General features: G+C 56.8%; 21 protein-coding genes. 20 read left to right on the top strand and 1 reads right to left on the bottom strand.

Annotation, left to right across the window (positions count from 1 at the left end; genetic code table 11):
• The first annotated feature begins 58 nt into the window (after nt 1–58).
• The 19 genes from dnaB (at nt 59) to ACE4QZ_RS01755 (ending at nt 14,976) form a co-directional block, all read left to right on the top strand.
• Complete coding sequence (gene dnaB / locus ACE4QZ_RS01845; protein ID WP_110765360.1) at nt 59–1,456, top strand: replicative DNA helicase; 1,398 nt, start codon at nt 59–61, stop codon at nt 1,454–1,456.
• 166 nt (nt 1,457–1,622) lie between these two features.
• Nucleotides 1,623–1,874 (top strand): hypothetical protein, encoded by a 252-nt coding sequence (locus tag ACE4QZ_RS01840; RefSeq protein WP_110765361.1) that lies wholly within the window; start codon nt 1,623–1,625, stop codon nt 1,872–1,874.
• Nucleotides 1,875–2,381: 507 nt separating this feature from the next.
• A complete protein-coding gene (locus tag ACE4QZ_RS01835; protein ID WP_110765362.1) occupies nt 2,382–2,681 on the top strand; it encodes a hypothetical protein in 300 nt (99 codons plus the stop codon).
• Nucleotides 2,682–2,750: 69 nt separating this feature from the next.
• Entirely contained in the window at nt 2,751–3,068 is a 318-nt protein-coding gene (locus tag ACE4QZ_RS01830) for a hypothetical protein (protein ID WP_232858945.1), read from the top strand.
• Nucleotides 3,069–3,169: 101 nt separating this feature from the next.
• The gene (locus tag ACE4QZ_RS01825) at nt 3,170–3,535 is read left to right on the top strand and encodes a hypothetical protein (protein WP_110765364.1); all 366 of its coding nucleotides are present in this window, start codon (nt 3,170–3,172) and stop codon (nt 3,533–3,535) included.
• A 13-nt stretch (nt 3,536–3,548) separates the two neighbouring features.
• The gene (locus ACE4QZ_RS01820) at nt 3,549–4,025 is read left to right on the top strand and encodes a hypothetical protein (protein ID WP_110765365.1); all 477 of its coding nucleotides are present in this window, start codon (nt 3,549–3,551) and stop codon (nt 4,023–4,025) included.
• A 556-nt stretch (nt 4,026–4,581) separates the two neighbouring features.
• Nucleotides 4,582–5,610: an IS30-like element ISPsp7 family transposase gene (locus ACE4QZ_RS01815; RefSeq protein ID WP_011911495.1), complete on the top strand. Its 1,029-nt coding sequence runs from the start codon at nt 4,582–4,584 to the stop codon at nt 5,608–5,610.
• A 229-nt stretch (nt 5,611–5,839) separates the two neighbouring features.
• A complete protein-coding gene (locus tag ACE4QZ_RS01810) occupies nt 5,840–6,346 on the top strand; it encodes a hypothetical protein (RefSeq protein WP_110765367.1) in 507 nt (168 codons plus the stop codon).
• Between the two features lie 65 nt (nt 6,347–6,411).
• Nucleotides 6,412–6,789, top strand: coding sequence for a hypothetical protein (locus tag ACE4QZ_RS01805; protein WP_110765368.1), 378 nt, complete (start codon nt 6,412–6,414; stop codon nt 6,787–6,789).
• Between the two features lie 107 nt (nt 6,790–6,896).
• A complete protein-coding gene (locus ACE4QZ_RS01800; protein WP_110765369.1) occupies nt 6,897–7,523 on the top strand; it encodes a hypothetical protein in 627 nt (208 codons plus the stop codon).
• A 75-nt stretch (nt 7,524–7,598) separates the two neighbouring features.
• A complete protein-coding gene (locus ACE4QZ_RS01795; RefSeq protein ID WP_146226901.1) occupies nt 7,599–8,012 on the top strand; it encodes a hypothetical protein in 414 nt (137 codons plus the stop codon).
• Nucleotides 8,013–8,026: 14 nt separating this feature from the next.
• The gene (locus tag ACE4QZ_RS01790; RefSeq protein WP_110765371.1) at nt 8,027–8,263 is read left to right on the top strand and encodes a hypothetical protein; all 237 of its coding nucleotides are present in this window, start codon (nt 8,027–8,029) and stop codon (nt 8,261–8,263) included.
• A gap of 311 nt (nt 8,264–8,574) precedes the next feature.
• Nucleotides 8,575–8,805, top strand: coding sequence for a hypothetical protein (locus ACE4QZ_RS01785; RefSeq protein WP_225786320.1), 231 nt, complete (start codon nt 8,575–8,577; stop codon nt 8,803–8,805).
• Nucleotides 8,806–9,026: 221 nt separating this feature from the next.
• Entirely contained in the window at nt 9,027–9,590 is a 564-nt protein-coding gene (locus tag ACE4QZ_RS01780) for a hypothetical protein (RefSeq protein ID WP_181426709.1), read from the top strand.
• A gap of 263 nt (nt 9,591–9,853) precedes the next feature.
• Nucleotides 9,854–10,330 carry a hypothetical protein gene (locus tag ACE4QZ_RS01775; protein ID WP_410480391.1) on the top strand — a complete coding sequence of 159 codons (477 nt, stop codon included), beginning with the start codon at nt 9,854–9,856 and terminating at the stop codon, nt 10,328–10,330.
• Between the two features lie 51 nt (nt 10,331–10,381).
• Nucleotides 10,382–11,544, top strand: a protein-coding gene (locus tag ACE4QZ_RS01770; RefSeq protein WP_096010314.1) for an IS3 family transposase whose coding sequence is annotated in 2 segments (ribosomal slippage) — nt 10,382–10,637 and nt 10,637–11,544 — 1,164 coding nt in all. Because the reading frame shifts where the segments join, the coding sequence is not laid out codon by codon here.
• A complete protein-coding gene (locus tag ACE4QZ_RS01765) occupies nt 11,486–12,979 on the top strand; it encodes a hypothetical protein (protein WP_410480390.1) in 1,494 nt (497 codons plus the stop codon). Before ACE4QZ_RS01770 ends, ACE4QZ_RS01765 begins: the two co-directional genes overlap by 59 nt.
• 297 nt (nt 12,980–13,276) lie before the next feature.
• Nucleotides 13,277–13,918: a hypothetical protein gene (locus tag ACE4QZ_RS01760; RefSeq protein WP_225786321.1), complete on the top strand. Its 642-nt coding sequence runs from the start codon at nt 13,277–13,279 to the stop codon at nt 13,916–13,918.
• The gene (locus ACE4QZ_RS01755) at nt 13,915–14,976 is read left to right on the top strand and encodes a hypothetical protein (RefSeq protein ID WP_220037631.1); all 1,062 of its coding nucleotides are present in this window, start codon (nt 13,915–13,917) and stop codon (nt 14,974–14,976) included. Before ACE4QZ_RS01760 ends, ACE4QZ_RS01755 begins: the two co-directional genes overlap by 4 nt.
• 333 nt (nt 14,977–15,309) lie before the next feature.
• Here ACE4QZ_RS01755 and ACE4QZ_RS01750 read toward each other — a convergent pair whose 3' ends face one another.
• Entirely contained in the window at nt 15,310–16,338 is a 1,029-nt protein-coding gene (locus tag ACE4QZ_RS01750) for an IS30-like element ISPsp7 family transposase (protein WP_011911495.1), read from the bottom strand.
• A gap of 137 nt (nt 16,339–16,475) precedes the next feature.
• Between ACE4QZ_RS01750 and ACE4QZ_RS01745 the strand changes: the two genes are divergently transcribed.
• Nucleotides 16,476–17,048, top strand: a complete 573-nt coding sequence (locus ACE4QZ_RS01745) for a hypothetical protein (protein WP_410480389.1) — start codon at nt 16,476–16,478, stop codon at nt 17,046–17,048.
• Nucleotides 17,049–17,141: the final 93 nt, after the last annotated feature.

Raw genomic sequence — 17,141 nt, 5'->3', positions numbered from 1 at the left:
AGCCTCCTGTTACCTCGCCACTCGATAGCGCCCCCAACTTACGGAGTCAGATGCCCACATGAACGACGATTACGCTCCAGAGCAGCTCGACCTACAGACATCCTCGCTGAAGGTGCCACCGCACTCGATCGAGGCAGAGCAGTCCGTGCTCGGTGGTCTCATGCTCGATAACAACGCCTGGGAGCGCGTGCTCGATCAGGTCTCCGACGGCGATTTCTACCGGCATGATCACCGGCTGATTTTCCGCGCCATCGCTAAGCTGGCGGACCTGAACGAACCTTTCGACATCGTGACGCTGCACGAGCGTCTGGACAAGGAAGGCCTAAGCAGCCAGGTCGGCGGGCTGGCCTATCTGGCGGAGCTGGCAAAGAACACCCCATCCGTTGCCAACATCAAGGCCTACGCTGCGATCATCCGGGAGCGGGCGACCCTGCGCCAGCTGATCAGTATTAGCACCGACATCGCGGACAGTGCCTTCAACCCAGAAGGCAGGAACGCTGCGGAGATCCTCGACGAGGCCGAACGGCAGATTTTCCAGATCGCTGAAGCCCGGCCGAAAACCGGCGGCCCGGTGGGTGTCAAAGACCTGCTGACCATGGCCATTGACCGCATCGACACGTTATTCAATTCCGACAGCGACATTACCGGTGTGTCGACGGGCTTCACTGACCTTGATGAGAAGACCAGCGGCCTCCAGCCGGCCGATCTGATCATCGTGGCCGGCCGGCCATCGATGGGCAAGACCACCTTTGCCATGAACCTGGTGGAGAACGCGGTGCTTCGGTCCGAGAAGGCGGTGCTGGTGTTCTCGCTCGAAATGCCAGGTGAGTCGCTGATCATGCGTATGCTGTCGTCGCTCGGCCGCATCGACCAGACCAAGGTGCGATCCGGCCAGCTGGATGATGATGACTGGCCGCGGCTAACATCAGCGGTGAATCTGCTAAACAACCGCAAACTGTTCATCGACGACACCGCCGGCATCAGCCCCTCGGAAATGCGGGCACGCACACGCCGCCTGGCCCGTGAGCACGGCGAGATTGGCATGATCATGGTCGACTACCTGCAGCTGATGCAAATCCCGGGCTCTGCCGGCGACAACCGGACCAATGAAATCTCCGAGATCTCTCGTTCCCTCAAGGCCCTGGCCAAGGAATTCAACTGCCCTGTCATCGCCCTGTCGCAGCTGAACCGCTCCCTGGAGCAGCGCCCGAACAAACGCCCGGTGAACTCCGACTTGCGTGAATCCGGTGCGATCGAGCAGGACGCTGACGTCATCATGTTCGTGTACCGGGATGAGGTTTATCACCCCGAGACCGAGCACAAGGGTGTGGCGGAGATCATCATCGGCAAGCAACGTAACGGCCCGATCGGCTTTGTGCGGCTGGCGTTCATCGGCAAGTACACTCGCTTCGAGAACTTGGCGCCGGGCATGTACAACTTCGACGATGATGAGTGATGACTCCCTGATCGGTTAGTGTCGGCCGCTATCTCCCAGGCCCCGCCCTATGGTCGCGATGATCGCAGTAAGTTGGCAGGGCGGCGGATCATCATGCCCCACTGCTTTCATGCTCAATGTTGAGCATCTCCTGGATACGAAGCCTACATCCTCCTGGAGATGCCACATGCACAACCTGAACGTATCTGAACTGACCTGGCCCCAACAGGTAGCTCTCGACGACTACGTCATCTACACGCAGCGCCTTTCTTGCCAAGCTGTCGCCGCTGAGCAGTGGTTGGAACGGAAGCGAAAAGACTTTATCGCGCACATCATGCACATCAACGAGCAGGCCAGTTACACCGCCTTCCTTGCCCGCCTGATCAAAGAAACTCCCTCGCCCGCCGCCCGCCGAGCTGAACTGGAATCACGCCAATGAAGCCTCGGCTGCAGGTCCTGGTCTTGATCAAAGGAAAACCCCGGCTGACTGATGTCCAGGGTCTTTTCCGCTTAGCCATCACCGCACGCAGCTCTGACGAGTACCCCTGTTGCGTGGTCAGCTTTCAGTAAACGCTTCACCCACCCCGGCCAAGGCTGGGGTTTTCTATTGTATGGCGATATCCTCTGGTTCCTCGGATTGGAGCTTGGGCTGGCAGTCCGCTAATTGCGCGAGGAGCGGCTATTGTGTGAAAACGCAACCCACTCCGTACGCGATGCGATTTCATCTGAGCCATCATCATTTACCAGTATTATGCGTACGTGTTACGATTCATTTGCGAGAATCTCGCACAACATTCTGCGCGCTTGCTGATACCGAGTGACTGATCAACTTGGCATCACGCAAATGCATAAGAAAAATGTTGAATCGCCAGCCCGCCAAGCGGGCTTTCACGGTAGGGGGCGGGGGTTTCGCGACCCCGACCATCACCGGAAAGGAACTGTGCCGATGAGTACCCTGTACGACTATTCCGAAGCGGACCTGGACACCGAAATCTCGGTGAAGCTGACCCTGCGCGACTTGCTAATTTTGAGCTGGGGGCATGAGAGCGTTTCCTTCGTGCCTGGGGAAGCGTCCGACAAAGAATTCAAAGCTGCTGAACTGAAGATCGACACTGCCCTTGACCAGCTTCGTGTACAGATCTCCCGGGCAGAGCAGCCAAAGCTCATGTTTGATGAGGGGCTGAGGGCGCAGCAACTCAGTGCTGATGCCATCCAAACCGTTTTGGAAACGAACACCAGGAACTGATCACGTAAATCGGCGACCTGCGAGAACTCGCAGCCTGTTTGGAAAGTCTGGAACAGCTAGGAAAACCGTATGCCTTGGTTACAAGCGAAGGACGTCACCACCGATCCAGTTGAAGGCGAAGTCAGCAGCGCTGTAGCAGCCTACAAAATGGCCTTGGTGATGACCCATCATCGAAATTGGACACATCGCTTCGCTTGCTGGGCACGGGATCAGAAAGCGCTTCAGCGTGAAGCAGTTTTAAAAGGCGCGAAGCTACGTGCTCAAGAAGTGCTTGGCAAGTCTCCAGCGCATCGCGCAGTGCTGGAGAAAATCGTCAAATCGCAGCCGAGTGATATTGCCGAAAAGGACAATCTGCTTTCGCTTTTGTCCAGCACCTTGGAAACATAGGAATTCGCACCAGGTACACAATATGCCCCGGCCCTCAAAAGCTGGGGCCGCGGACGTAGAAATAGGGCATTTCGGCCTATGGAACCAATCAGGGAAACGATATGGCAATTTTGAACGATGCATTACGGGAGCAAGTCGAGGCGCTGGGCTGGAAGGTGCCAAAGGGCGTGGAAATGCGTTTGCACGTTGTGCCTGTCGGGCAACTGCCGGGCCAGCGTGCATCGATCACCGTCATTGCCGAGAAAGGCGCTGTTCCTGATTTGAGTTTTCTCCAAGAACCGGGATTCTCGATCATGGCGAATGACGCGGCTGTGGCCGCTATCCAGTTCGCCCTGCACGATGACGATGGCATGCAGTTCCTGCGGCTTTGGAACCAGGGCGATTTCGATGTGATTCGCCGCGAGTGGCCCGAGGCTCCCGAGGAAGTTTTCATCGGTGCCGATCCGTTGCACAAACCGTCGAAGTAAGCAGGAAAACGCCATGAACCTACGAGTGATAAAGGGCGGCAAGCAGCCGGGGCAAGCTCCGGATACAGCCAAGCGCCGCAAGCAGTTGGGCCGTATTCGAGCCTGCTCGCGTTTCTTCTTTGAACGCCCTTCGATCGGCCCACGCATGGCACTTGCGTTGGCGGCTGGAATGGTATCTGGAGGCCTCACCATATGGGCCATAGGTTCCGGTTGGCCGTCAGCGTTGGTGACGTGTGCAACATTTGCAGCAGTGCTTTGCTACGGGCGTGCAGCAACAACGTGGGGAGCCAGGATGGATACCTATTTGGCTGAGTACGACCCTCTAGACAAAGAAGCTTACAGGCGGTTGCAGGCTGCTACCGAGGTGGAAGGATTATCCCCGTGGTCGCTGGATGAGTGGCTAAGCCGCGAATACGATGCCCTCGATATTGCTGATGGTATTCAACCCGCATCCGCTCGCCGGGGGCGGTTCCTGCGAAAAAAGGTTTAGAAAATCGCTCAGCTGCACCCCAAGCCCCGGGCTGATAAACCGGGGGTGAGGCCGTAAAGGCAGGTGTGATTTCCGCGCCCGCGTAACCGTAAAGGACCTGTATGAGTAGAGCAATGGATTCAAGCCGTCCAGTGACGAGAAATCGCGTTCTTTCGTTTTTCGGTGCGGCCGTGATCTGGTTCATCCTAATAGCGCTTGACAGCAGATCTGAGTACATCAGCGCTCTCCTATTCTATGTCTTGGCGTCATACATGGCCCGCAGCATTTCGGGAATCAGCCCCACAAGCGCTGTGTGTGACACTGACGCAGAAATTCGGGCCAAGCTAGATGCGAACAACCAGCGTAGCAAGCTGGGTTAAGTAGGAGCGTCGGCCTATGAATATGTTATGCCCAGGAAATGGAGGCGAATGAAGCGAAGTTACATTTTACTTTTGTTCGCGTGTTTCACCGAATTATCTATTTGCTTTCACGATGACCGCATTTGGGCAGAGGGAAATCCCCGGCGGCGGCAAAAACTGAGTGCAACACCTGACCTTTCCGGTACGGTGCTGCCCCTATGTCTTATACCGAACTCAGCGTTGAAGAGCGCGCCACCATTCAAATCGGTCGTACCCAAGGCTTCAGCCTGCGCAGGATTGCCTGCTTGATCAACCGATCCCCTTCGACCATCAGCCGTGAGCTGCGCCGTAACCGAGGTGCTTGCGGTGGCTACTCGGCCCGCCTGGCCCAGCAGCAAATGCAGGCCCGCCGCCAGGTTTGTCGACCGATGCGAAAACTGTTGCCGGGTAGCGAGCGCTTCGAACTGGTGACCCATATGCTGCGTGAGCGTTTGTCTCCCGAGCAGATTGCCGGCAAGCTGCGCAGCATGAACATACCCAACCTGCGAGATGCCTACGTCTGTCGCGAGACGATCTACAACGCGATCTATGCCCTGCCAGTGGGTGAGCTGCGTAAGGAGCTGATCATCTGTCTGCGCCAAGGCAAGACGACGCGCCGGCCGCGCTCTGGTGGCGTGGATCGGCGCGGCCAGATCCCCGAGATGGTCAGTATTCATGTGCGCCCGCCGGAGATTGAAGACAGGCTGATGCCGGGGCATTGGGAAGGCGACCTCATCAAGGGTAAGGCCAACGCCTCGTCCGTCGGTACGCTGGTGGAACGCACCAGTGGCTACCTGATGTTGGTGAAGATGAACGACGCGACGGCGACTTCGGCGCTGGAAGGCTTCAGCGCCGCGCTCAATAGCATGCCGCTGGAGATGCGCAAGAGCATGACTTACGACCAGGGCCGGGAGATGGCGCGACACGCCGAGATCACCCAAAGAACCGGCGTGGCGATCTACTTCTGCGACCCGCACAGCCCCTGGCAGCGCGGCAGCAACGAAAACATCAACGGCCTGATTCGCCAGTACTTGCCCAAGGGCACAGACCTGTCGGTACATAGCCAGGAGGAGCTGGACGCCATTGCGCTGCAACTGAACATGCGACCGCGCAAGCGCTTCGACTTCAAATGCCCCATCGAGGTGATGGGAGAGGTCATGCAAAATGCCATGGCAATGCGGCATGATGCTCCGGTTTCAATTCAATAACCGTGTTGCACTCAGCTCCTGCAACCGCCCCCTCTATATGTCGTGGCAACGGTTAGCTTCATGTCATTTATAACAGGCTTGGCCTTTTGGGGCGTCGAACACTCCCGTGGAGCGTAGTCCTGACTGTTCGAGCAAACGCACTAGTTGCATCTAAGCCCCGCCTTATCCGTGGGGCCGTAGCCGTAGGAGAGCGGCAACTTTGTCCGCTATCGAGCAGGAGAACGAGTCCATGACCGAGAAGACTTACCGCATTTTTCATAACTACGACCGGGGCGACCAGTCGGAGTACTTGGCTTCATCGATTGACCCAACACGGGCAGCGATCTACTGTCAGTTTCTGGCTGAGGACCAGCTGGACGAATCGGCTTCGGTACGGAACAGTGGTATTGCAAAAGCCTTGGTGCAATTTTACGGCTGTACTCCCGTCGAGAAGACGCTTTCAGCGATCGACATTGATCTGTATTTCGCGAGGGAAGGTCTGTGCGGCGACTACGAGCAGCTGATGGCCGACCAGTCGTTGAAACGTGAAGGCATCATTGATGTGATCCGACCTTATACGGACTGGGTCGATAAAAATCAAAAAAGCGTTGCGGTCGCTGCCGACATCAAAGACTTGCAAAGCTTGTCTCCAGCGACGGCAGAAGCAATCATCTCTAATTGTCGCGTACACGTCGAGCTTGTACCCAAGAATGAACAGCAGCTGGAAGCTGATCGACTCAAGCAGAATCGGGCGTAATTTCCACTCGGGGGTGTAAGATAGGCAGATTTCACCCTTGTTAAACCTATCAGTGAGGTAGCAGGATGCGAGCGTTAGAAGAGATCGTTACAGAGTTCTTTCAAAACTGGGACCAAAAACACATCAGCGAACCAGCTCTTGGAGGTTTGCGAGAGCTGGCGAAAGATGGTCGCTTTGATGAAATGACGGTCCTGCTGCAGGCCTGCGTTGAGCTGCACGGGCGCGGTGCCATGGCCTTTGTTTTGAAACATGTGCCAGGGGTCCTGCTCAATAATTACGTTTATCGGCAGGTCGAAGCGTCTGCTTCGATTGTTGACGACTATTGGCGCGACGAGGCTGTTGGCACCACAATCAGAGACGCTGCGCTTAATTCCGGTCAATTATCTGTGGTCGTTTCGAAGATCCTCAGTGACCTTCGAGAAATCGCCGGGACGACCTGCTGACCATAGAAACCCGCTGCTCCCGACCTTGGGCGGTCGTTGGCAGGGCAAGCAGTGTACAAAGGCGCATTTTTCTCGCCTCAACATTGGACCGCTACAGGAGGCATGCTATGACATTACCGCCGAAAGCAGATTCTTCGGAGCGCTCGCCAACAGCCGACGAGGCGGCGGGTATGGCATGGTGGAACTGCATGCCCGACGGCGAACGTAGCCAATGGCTTGCTGCTTCTGGTACCGGATCAGTGGCAGACGCTTGGGCGGCGCGAAAGGCTGCCCGGGCGCAGGAGTCCGCCGACGCAGCGGTCTACCACAACCATCTGTACTGGTTCGATGAGCTCGCCAGAAGGCGCGAGGCAGCTGACGCTGCGCCTGATAATGTGGACGCCACCGCAGCGCTGCAGAGTGTTGAAGAACTGCTGAGGTTGGAGGAGTCGGAGCGCCACATGCCGCTGCGTGCCTGGTACATCGGCGATGAGTACGTGGTCGTCGCTCGTTCGGTTGAGCAGGCGTTGGCCGTGGTCGAGGCCGAAGGGGGCGAGTTCCCAGGCGGGTGGGCCGATCCCCGGCTGGTGAAAGAACACATTCCCGACCCTGCGAGCTCGCGGCGCACAAGTTTTGAGGATGCGCCGGACGTCAAATTGACGTTCGCTGAAATGCTTCCGCGATTTCGGTTCCCCAGGGTTATTTGGGTGAACCCATTTGGCAACGAATGGACCTATCCCGAGGACGATGAATGAGCGGTACCGCACACGGAAAAAGCCACCAACCGCATCACAGGGTTGGGCGTGGCCGTCGAGACATTAAGGTGACGTATGAAGTTGGATCGCATCACAGGAAATACTGAGAACTTCGGGCATCACCTGCAAGGGTTCTGCACCAATCCGGCTTGTGAATCCGGTGCGCTTGGTCGGCAAGTAGCTGAGCAGCCACAAGGCTGCCATCAGCTGCCTGACGATGTGTACCTGTATGAGTGCTGCCTTTGTAGGCATCGCTTCGAGGTTCAAGAACAATCATCAGCGCGAGCAGAAGTAGCCCCTGTGATTTCACCTGGTCTTTCGAGCATTACCGTGCCATGTCCATGGTGTGGTCACCGCAACGAATACAAAGCAGAGTTGTGGCCGTTGGTGAATAGCGACGGCTTATTTGCTATTTCACCCATCACAGCCTTTGGGGTGTATTGCAACGAGTGCCATGCTGCCTACACGCTTCGTCCGAAAGCTGAATAGCTACGGGAAATGCCATGTTGAATGTCGTAACCGAACAGCGCCCAGGTGAGCCGGACGTACTTTCTGCAGTGAAGTACGAGGCTTTTGAAATCCGTTCTCTCGCCGGAGATGTGCTCAAAGCTTTTGCTGCACCTGCAGCGGGCTGGACGCACCAGCAGCTGATGACTGTTGCGTACGAGCATGAGCCAATCACCCGCGACGGCGCCGATGGCTACCTCGGTGGCGAGTGGATCGGCAGTAGCGAAATTTGACCAGAAAGTCGCTCCATTGCACCGGCATCCAGTAACGGACACCCCGTAATTTGACTAAGGAACGTTATGCTTGATTCACCTTTCTCTTGCAGCAATTCAATAGTTTGGTTCTGTGGAATTGCGATTTTTATTTTTGTTCTCCAGTTCGTTAGGCCGAAAGCTTGGGCAAAACCTTTCGCAATAGTGGGGCTTTGCCTGATGATGGTGGATTTTGCGGCGTTTGGGCAGATACCTTTGCGATATGCCTTCGCTGATAAACTCGAACACTGCCGGCCTTATGGTCTCTGAGGCGCGTTTCACGGAGCGAAAGCATGGCTACAGAAACGAATGCTAGCGAGCGGATCAGCCGGGCTGAAAAGCACGTCAATGAGCAGTTGAGCTACGGCGGAATTTTTCCTGACACCGGGCCTTTCGGCGGCACGCTTGAGTATCGCTATCTGGATGGGGATTTGGCAGACGAAATTGGCCAGATGCGGCGCCTTGCTGATGCGTTCAGCCAGCTCGCTGATGCACTGGAGTCGGACTCCAGGTTGAGTTCATAGAATTCCTTACTATCGGACTGGGGCTGACAAGTCTGTCTGCACCGTCAGCCCGCTCCGTCACGGTTTCTTGCAGTCGCGTGTCTTTCCGATCTAAGCACATCCATTCCTCTCCTTGCGGCCAAACTGCCAACCCTTTAGGCTCAGTACCCGCCCGCAGTCTGCGCGCTGCGAGCATGTGATCACCAAGAAAATAATCAGTTTTATGCTAGGGATTCTGGGGTATGAGGCGGCAAAAAGCAGATCCGCGCAATGCGCACATGGCTAGCTACGAGCAGTTTGCCTGGCAGGATGCACTGGCGTTGGCAACTTGGTTGAAGAGTGCCTTCGACCTGGTGCAGGTAAAAGAGGCCTTCGATGCCCTTTCAGTTGAGCAACTTCATGCGTTCGAATCAGAATCGGAAGTCTTCATCCGGGAGCTGTTGGCCAAACCTGTGAGTCAGCGGCCAGCCTACTTGCGCAAGGTCGGCAAGAACGTAGGTGCAATGACCCAAGCCATGCTAATTGTCCTGTCGATCATTGCCCAGGTCCGGGTTATGGAGGTTATTGAAATTCGTGACCGGTTTCGATACTCGCTGTATCCAGGCAGCGGAAATCGGGTCACCTGCGCCAGCATCTACGCATTTAACAACGAGATGAGGGATGTCACCTTCATGGATTGGCCTACGCGTGTGTTCGAGGTGCTTGCTGAGCAGGAAGCCGAGCACAAGGCTTTCTTGGCGACGCATGGGGACATTCTTGAGCAGTGGGCGGCTGCAGTTCGCCCTCGCCCCCCCGAGGCAGACTGATCGAATACCTCAACGGCTTTATTTTTGCCTCCAGTCAACAGCTAGTGACCTGAGGTCAGTGAAACAGACCCATCGGTTTTGTGCGGCCTGTTTTCATAGCAAATCCCCCCCGAAAGACTGGCACCGGGCATGTACAACGTCAACGATGATGATAGAGGCTCCTAAGGCTGTTGGGTGGGGGGCGATGTCATCAAGTTCAAGAATCATGCTCGGTGTTGAGCATCCCCAGGATACGAAGCCTACTTCCTCCTGGAGATGCCAACATGAATCAGATGCTTGTACCCGAACTGATCGCCGTAAACGACTACACCCACGCAGTTCCTGCCTTGGGCAGTGCTGGTCGCTATGCCCGGATCGTTGCGCGGGCGGAAGCCTGCATTGCGCACATCGACCAGATCATCGATCAAGGATTCACATGTAGCTCGGCAACCTCGTTCGGTAAAGACAGCACTGTCGTGCTGGTACTGATGCTGGAGGCCATCCGGCGCCGTGTCGAGGCTGGGTTGTACGTGCCGGCGGCTTTTGTCAGTCATGCTCAGACCACTGTAGAGAATCCAGCAATGGAAACTTACGCCGAGGCGATGATCACTGAGCTGGAGGCGTACTGCACCAGGCTCGGACTGCCAATCACAGTTGTCAAAGTGCAGCCCTCGATGACCTCGACATTTGCCTATGCCACCCTGGGTCGCGGCAAACTCCCGGTTTTCGCTGGTGCCTCTCGAAGCTGTGTAGTGGTCTAATGAAACCGGACACCCATTTAGGCGACAATGCTCGCCACAGAGAGGTGTCTGATGACCAAGCAACGTCGTACCTTTACTCCTGAATTCAAGCGGGAAGCTGCCTGCCTGGTGCTCGACCAAGGCTACAGCCACGCCGAAGCCGCCCGCTCGCTCGGCTTGGTCGAGTCAGCCCTACGCCGTTGGGTTAACCAGCTTCAGCAGGAGCGCGGCGGCATCACGCCGGCGAGCAAAGCGTTGACCCCAGAGCAGCAAAAGATCCAGGAGCTGGAAGCACGGATCACGCGCCTGGAGCGCGAGAAGTCGATACTAAAAAAGGCTACCGCGCTCTTGATGTCGGAAGATCTCGAGCGCATACGCTGATTCGTCAGCTTAGCGCCCATGAACCCGTTGATTTCCTGTGCGAAGTGTTTGAAATCACTCGCTCAACTTATTACGCGCATCGCCACAAAAGGCGGACGCCTGACGTTGAGCGCCTGAAGTTGCGCAGTCGAGTGAATGAGCTATTCACTCGAAGTCGAGGTGCACCCGGCAGCCGCAGCATCAAGTCAATGCTGCAAGATGAAGGTGAGAAAATCGGACGATTCAAGGTGCGCAGCCTGATGCGTGAGCTGTCGCTGGTCAGCAAACAGCCAGGGTCACACGCTTACAAGAAAGCAACGGTGGAGCGGCCGGACATTCCGAATGTGTTGAACCGAGCGTTTGATGTCGACGCGCCAAATCAGGTCTGGTGTGGCGACATCACCTACATTTGGGCGCAGGGTAAATGGCACTATCTGGCGGTTGTCCTCGATCTCTATGCGCGGCGCGTGGTGGGCTGGGCTTTGTCAGAAAGACCGGATGCAGATTTGGTCATCAGGGCGCTGGACGTAGCGTACGAACAACGTGGAAAGCCCCATGGGCTGCTATTTCACTCCGATCAGGGATCGCAATATGGTAGCCGTCAGTTCCGCCAGCGGTTGTGGCGCTACCGCATGCGCCAGAGCATGAGCCGCCGAGGCAACTGCTGGGATAATGCGCCGATGGAGCGGGTGTTTCGCAGCTTGAAAACAGAGTGGATGCCGGTCACGGGCTACCTGACCGGACAGCAAGCTCAGCGAGATATTAGCCAGTACCTGATGGATCATTACAACTGGATAAGACCCCATCAGTTCAACGATGGGCTGGCTCCGGCCAAAGCTGAGGAAAAACTCAAAACTGTGTCCGGGATTAGTTGACCACTACAGCTGCTCGGTCGACTGGAAGCTGCGCCCGCAGCAGAAAGCGCTCAAGCACCTTCTTTCGACCCTGCAGTCTCCTGGTGAGCTGGTGACCTTCGTGGGCACTCGTTTGTCGGAGTCGGCAACCCGTGCCGCTAACATGCGCGAACGAGGTGAGGAGGAGGCCGGGCGGCTGGTGCTCAATGAGCATGGCTCGTACAACTGCTCGATCATCGCCGACTGGGAGATGGAGGAGGTGTGGGAGTTCCTCATGGCTTGCGAGGCGAAGCGAGGTGGTCCTTATCGAACCTTCGTCGACAGCTTCGACTGGTGCCTGGAGCTCTACAAGGAAGCCAATGAAGGCACGTGCGCGATCATCACCGGCGACGGTGGTAACAAGGCGGCGTGCGGCTCTCGCTTTGGCTGTGCCTGGTGCACGGTCACCGGTGAGCGCGACAAATCGATGGAAGCAATGATTGCGTCTGCGCCCGAGAAACACGGCCACATGGCGGGCATAAATCGCTTCAGGAACCATCTGATCAACACCCGCTGGGATATGGGGCGTCGAGACTGGATTGGGCGCACAACCTCGGACGCCGGCTACATCAACGTCACAGGAACAGCCTACAACGCAGAGATGCGCCGTGAGCTGTTGCGGTACCTGCTGACTCTGGATGTGCTGGAGGAAGAGCGGGCAGAGGAGCACGATGCGCGGATGTTCCGCAGCGAACTGGAAAGGACGGAGTCCAACGAAATCCTTCGTGGGAGCACCTTCCAATTCATCACCGCGAAGAATCTGCTGGCCATCGATTTCGCCTGGTCACTGAGCTACGGCTTCGACCATGCCTTCCCTGCTTTGTCGGAGTGGTACGAGATCCGTGTCTTAGGGAAGCGCTACCTGATCGATGATGTCACTTCCACGGAGAAGGGCATCATCCCAGAGCAGCGCTGGTTCAAGTTTGACGACTGGCAGAGCCCGGCGCAGGAGATGGGCTTACAGGACGCTTACCTCGAAGCCACCAACAAACACCGATACCCTGAACGTCCGGCGATGCGAACGATCCGAGACCGCTTTGAGGGCAAGGATCGCAATATCGTCTACTTCGAAGAAGCCGACGAGATGGAAATCGACCCGGCAGATGCAATGTGCTTCGTACACGCCTTCGATGATGCGTTCTACGCGATGGCAAAAGGCCTGGCTCCAACTGACAGCGCCAAGTTCTACTTGAACAGAGGGATGGTCAAATTGGCCAAGGGAAAGGCTGCTGAGTACGATGCAATGGCCCGCCGAGCGCAATTCTGGCGACGCATGGAGCGTGATCTGGCCGGTACCGATCTGCGTTCCTACATACGCTATCATTCGATCAGTAACGCCGAGCACGAACAGATCCTGGACTCGATGAAGGTTGATGCCTCAAGTCAAAATTCGGCGATCTCGGATCTATTTGCTTAACTCATCAAAGGCTACCTCTTACGGGGTGGCCTTTTTTTATGATGACGCGAACACCTGGTTCGCATTGCATCCGTCACCGGCCGCAACCTTGAGCGTTACTTTGACAGGTCCGTGGTACCAAGGACGCGAGTGACGCGGGTTGCGCCCTGATTGATAACAGCCCATCACACAAGGGGCAAGCATCCCCGCTGTCCCAGCAGGCCGCCCCGTCGTCGCAGAAGGGGCTTTCCAGTCTATACGCATCCATGTAGCGTATGCATACGCGTTATGAATCAATCTAGCGAGGAGTGTATGGGTTTGGATTGCAATGCCGATGGATCATCAGCCACGCGCTTAAATGTCGAGCGTTCTGCGGTGACCAAGTTAGTAATCACTGGGGGGGTGAACCTCGACCCCATCACCGTATTTCTGGAGGATCTTGGAAGCCGGGCGTCTCCACGTAGCGAGGCCCCAGATCACATTTCCGGTCAGGGTAATCTGACCATCCGTTGTGCTGGCGAGAGCTGGACTTCCTACTGGGGCGGCATGGGTACAAGGACGGTGACTGAATTTGTTGCCAAGTGCAGTGATGAGTACATCCTGAATTGCCTAAGCCGCGGCCTGAGCAGCACTCGATTCAGCGCAAAGGCTCTTAAACAGCTCTCAGCACGGTGCATCATCGATCGCCGGCGCGAGCGGAGCGGTACCGATTGGGAACTGGGGTATCTCGACGCAGAGGATGCTCGCTCGCTGTACAGGCGGCTCGATGAGCTTCGCGATGTTGAGTCGTTACGGGACTGCTGGAGTCATTCCGAGCTCCTATCCCTTCTGTTCGGTGATGAATGGCATTACCCCGTCGATCGAGCTACCGAACCAAACCCGGACTACACGTACCTGCTACGGATCGTTCAAGCAGTCCAACAAGCGCTCACACAACCGGTCGAGGCGGCGGCAGCATGAACGGTTCTGGACAGCTGGCAGGCTTGCCGCCCTTCGCTAACTTGGTGATCCGAAAACTGCAGCGCTTCGACGAATGCGCCGGCGATGGCCAGGGCGCTGACATCGGGGCCCAGTGGTTTGATGTTCTCACCCAGTTGGGGTTGCTCAAGCGCGTTCAGCGAAGCCCAGCCCTATGGCAGATCACAGAACAAGGGGAGCGGCTCCTGGAGTTCCGGTCTGGCGCAAAGAGCGAGGATGCGGTGCGGGTTGAAGCCGTCGCCGTGACACGGGCTGATGTGGATGGGTTGCGGCTTGAGTGGCTGCTTGAGGGCGGCATTGCAGCGCTGGAGCATGCGGACCAGGTACTACTGATTGCTCATGGCTCGATCACGGACGAGGAGGGTGGTGGCGAGGTCTATCTGAAGGCTCCGGCCGTGCCGACTGCAGAGCAGCGCGACATGGCTCGCGTGTACGATGTGATTGGCCTGCACCATGGGCAACCTGTGGGCGTTCTGCTGACGAACCTTGGTAACATCAAGCGCTTTTCTGAATACCTGGGTGCAGTGGAGCGCGCATTCTTCATGGTTCCAGGTGAGCCGTCTGATGAAGCCGAAGATGGAGGCGCACCCATCGACGACGAATGCCTGTTGAATAAATTCCCGGCAGCCAGCACTGAGCATTACGTTGATCAGTTCCGCGAGGCGCTGATCACGATCGGGGCGTTACAGCGTCATGAACCTGATACTTCGACCGTCGCTGAGCTCAGGAGCGAATGCAACTTGTTGAGAGCCCAGCTGGCTGAGTTGCCGGCGTACATCGCTGTGCTTGAAAAATTCCAGGCCGAGGACGGCAATTATGTCCGCCTTGCCGATGTGCTTGCAGCACTTATCGCCTGTGCCGACCGGACACAGGCAACCGGTTATCGCCTATTGGCGCCAGGCGAGAAGATGCGTGCGGATGACCAGTTTTTGGCTGATGACGCAACTACCTGGCGCCAGCTTGCAGAAAGCCCTGTGTTTATTGGTATGCCCTATTCACGCGGCATGGTCCCGGTGCGCCGGGAAGCTTCTACGGCATAAGGCATCACCGACCTTCAACCCGGCCTGGCCGGGTTTTTTATGGGTCGAATCCGGGGTCGCAACAGGGTGACGCCGCTGTTCATTCTTCCGGCACCAGGGCCGGAGGCAGATCTTCATGCTGGGTGTGGTTCATCTCATTGGCACAAGGACAACGTCGAGGTATGCCATGACCTGTTTCATCGCGGTTAAAACCAGCTGCACCATTCCTGAGAAAATGCATGCTCAATCCGTTCTCAAAGAGCAAGGCCTCATCGGTGATCGTTATCCCAGGATAATGGAGCAAGTACCTCGCTCAGTTCGCGAGGGCGGTTGCAGGAGCTGAGTGCAACACGGTTATTGAATTGAAACCGGAGCATCATGCCGCATTGCCATGGCATTTTGCATGACCTCTCCCATCACCTCGATGGGGCATTTGAAGTCGAAGCGCTTGCGCGGTCGCATGTTCAGTTGCAGCGCAATGGCGTCCAGCTCCTCCTGGCTATGTACCGACAGGTCTGTGCCCTTGGGCAAGTACTGGCGAATCAGGCCGTTGATGTTTTCGTTGCTGCCGCGCTGCCAGGGGCTGTGCGGGTCGCAGAAGTAGATCGCCACGCCGGTTCTTTGGGTGATCTCGGCGTGTCGCGCCATCTCCCGGCCCTGGTCGTAAGTCATGCTCTTGCGCATCTCCAGCGGCATGCTATTGAGCGCGGCGCTGAAGCCTTCCAGCGCCGAAGTCGCCGTCGCGTCGTTCATCTTCACCAACATCAGGTAGCCACTGGTGCGTTCCACCAGCGTACCGACGGACGAGGCGTTGGCCTTACCCTTGATGAGGTCGCCTTCCCAATGCCCCGGCATCAGCCTGTCTTCAATCTCCGGCGGGCGCACATGAATACTGACCATCTCGGGGATCTGGCCGCGCCGATCCACGCCACCAGAGCGCGGCCGGCGCGTCGTCTTGCCTTGGCGCAGACAGATGATCAGCTCCTTACGCAGCTCACCCACTGGCAGGGCATAGATCGCGTTGTAGATCGTCTCGCGACAGACGTAGGCATCTCGCAGGTTGGGTATGTTCATGCTGCGCAGCTTGCCGGCAATCTGCTCGGGAGACAAACGCTCACGCAGCATATGGGTCACCAGTTCGAAGCGCTCGCTACCCGGCAACAGTTTTCGCATCGGTCGACAAACCTGGCGGCGGGCCTGCATTTGCTGCTGGGCCAGGCGGGCCGAGTAGCCACCGCAAGCACCTCGGTTACGGCGCAGCTCACGGCTGATGGTCGAAGGGGATCGGTTGATCAAGCAGGCAATCCTGCGCAGGCTGAAGCCTTGGGTACGACCGATTTGAATGGTGGCGCGCTCTTCAACGCTGAGTTCGGTATAAGACATAGGGGCAGCACCGTACCGGAAAGGTCAGGTGTTGCACTCAGTTTTTGCCGCCGCCCCTGCTTTCGATGCCGGACAAACCGACGATCTCCATTACGCCATTTTCGACATGCCTTACCTGAATGGAGCGGACTTGCGTGGTGAGCCGCTTGAGCTGCGTCGCCAGGCTCTTGAGGCATTGCTGGATTACTGCCCCCTCGAACAAATCCGTTTCAGTCCATCGCTCGATGCTGATCCACTGCAGCTTCTTGCCAACTGTGCTCGCATGCAAGGGCATCGTTGGAAAGCGCGATGGCAGCCTCTACACGGGAGAGCGGGACGGTACCTGGATTAAACTCAAGTGCTGGAATAGGGCCGAGTTTGTGATTGTCGGTCTGACCAGATCGGCTGCTGGTATCAGCTCCTTATTGCTGGGTGTTCATGATGATGATGGGCGGTTGGTGTATGCCGGCCGTGTGAGTTCTGGCATCGACAGAATCAGCGCCCTAATCCTTAGCGCCTCCCTTGTGCATCTGCCGCGAGAGGGTTCTGCATTGTGTAATCCGCCACAACTGGGCAGGAATGTAGTTTGGCTGGAGCCGCTGCAGGTCTGTGAAGTGCAATTTGCCGAGTTCACCCCTGCCGGTAAGGTCCGGCACCCGGTGTTCATCGGGCTTCGCGATGACAAGCCTGCCGCAGGAATCAGCCTGGAGACGGACACAGATCTTCCTTGAGCAGGCAGGGAGGTCGACGTGTATGACGAGACGAGTACTTCGGGGTCGTGATTCTGTTTGGTGTGTGACTGTATTTTTCAGTATTATACGTAC

Source organism: Pseudomonas sp. DCA-1, from assembly GCF_046523955.1.
GTDB classification, from domain to species: Bacteria; Pseudomonadota; Gammaproteobacteria; order Pseudomonadales; family Pseudomonadaceae; genus Aquipseudomonas; species Aquipseudomonas putida_Y.
The sequence above is the reverse complement of the archived record's forward strand: the minus strand, read 5'-3'. Positions and strand labels throughout refer to the sequence as shown.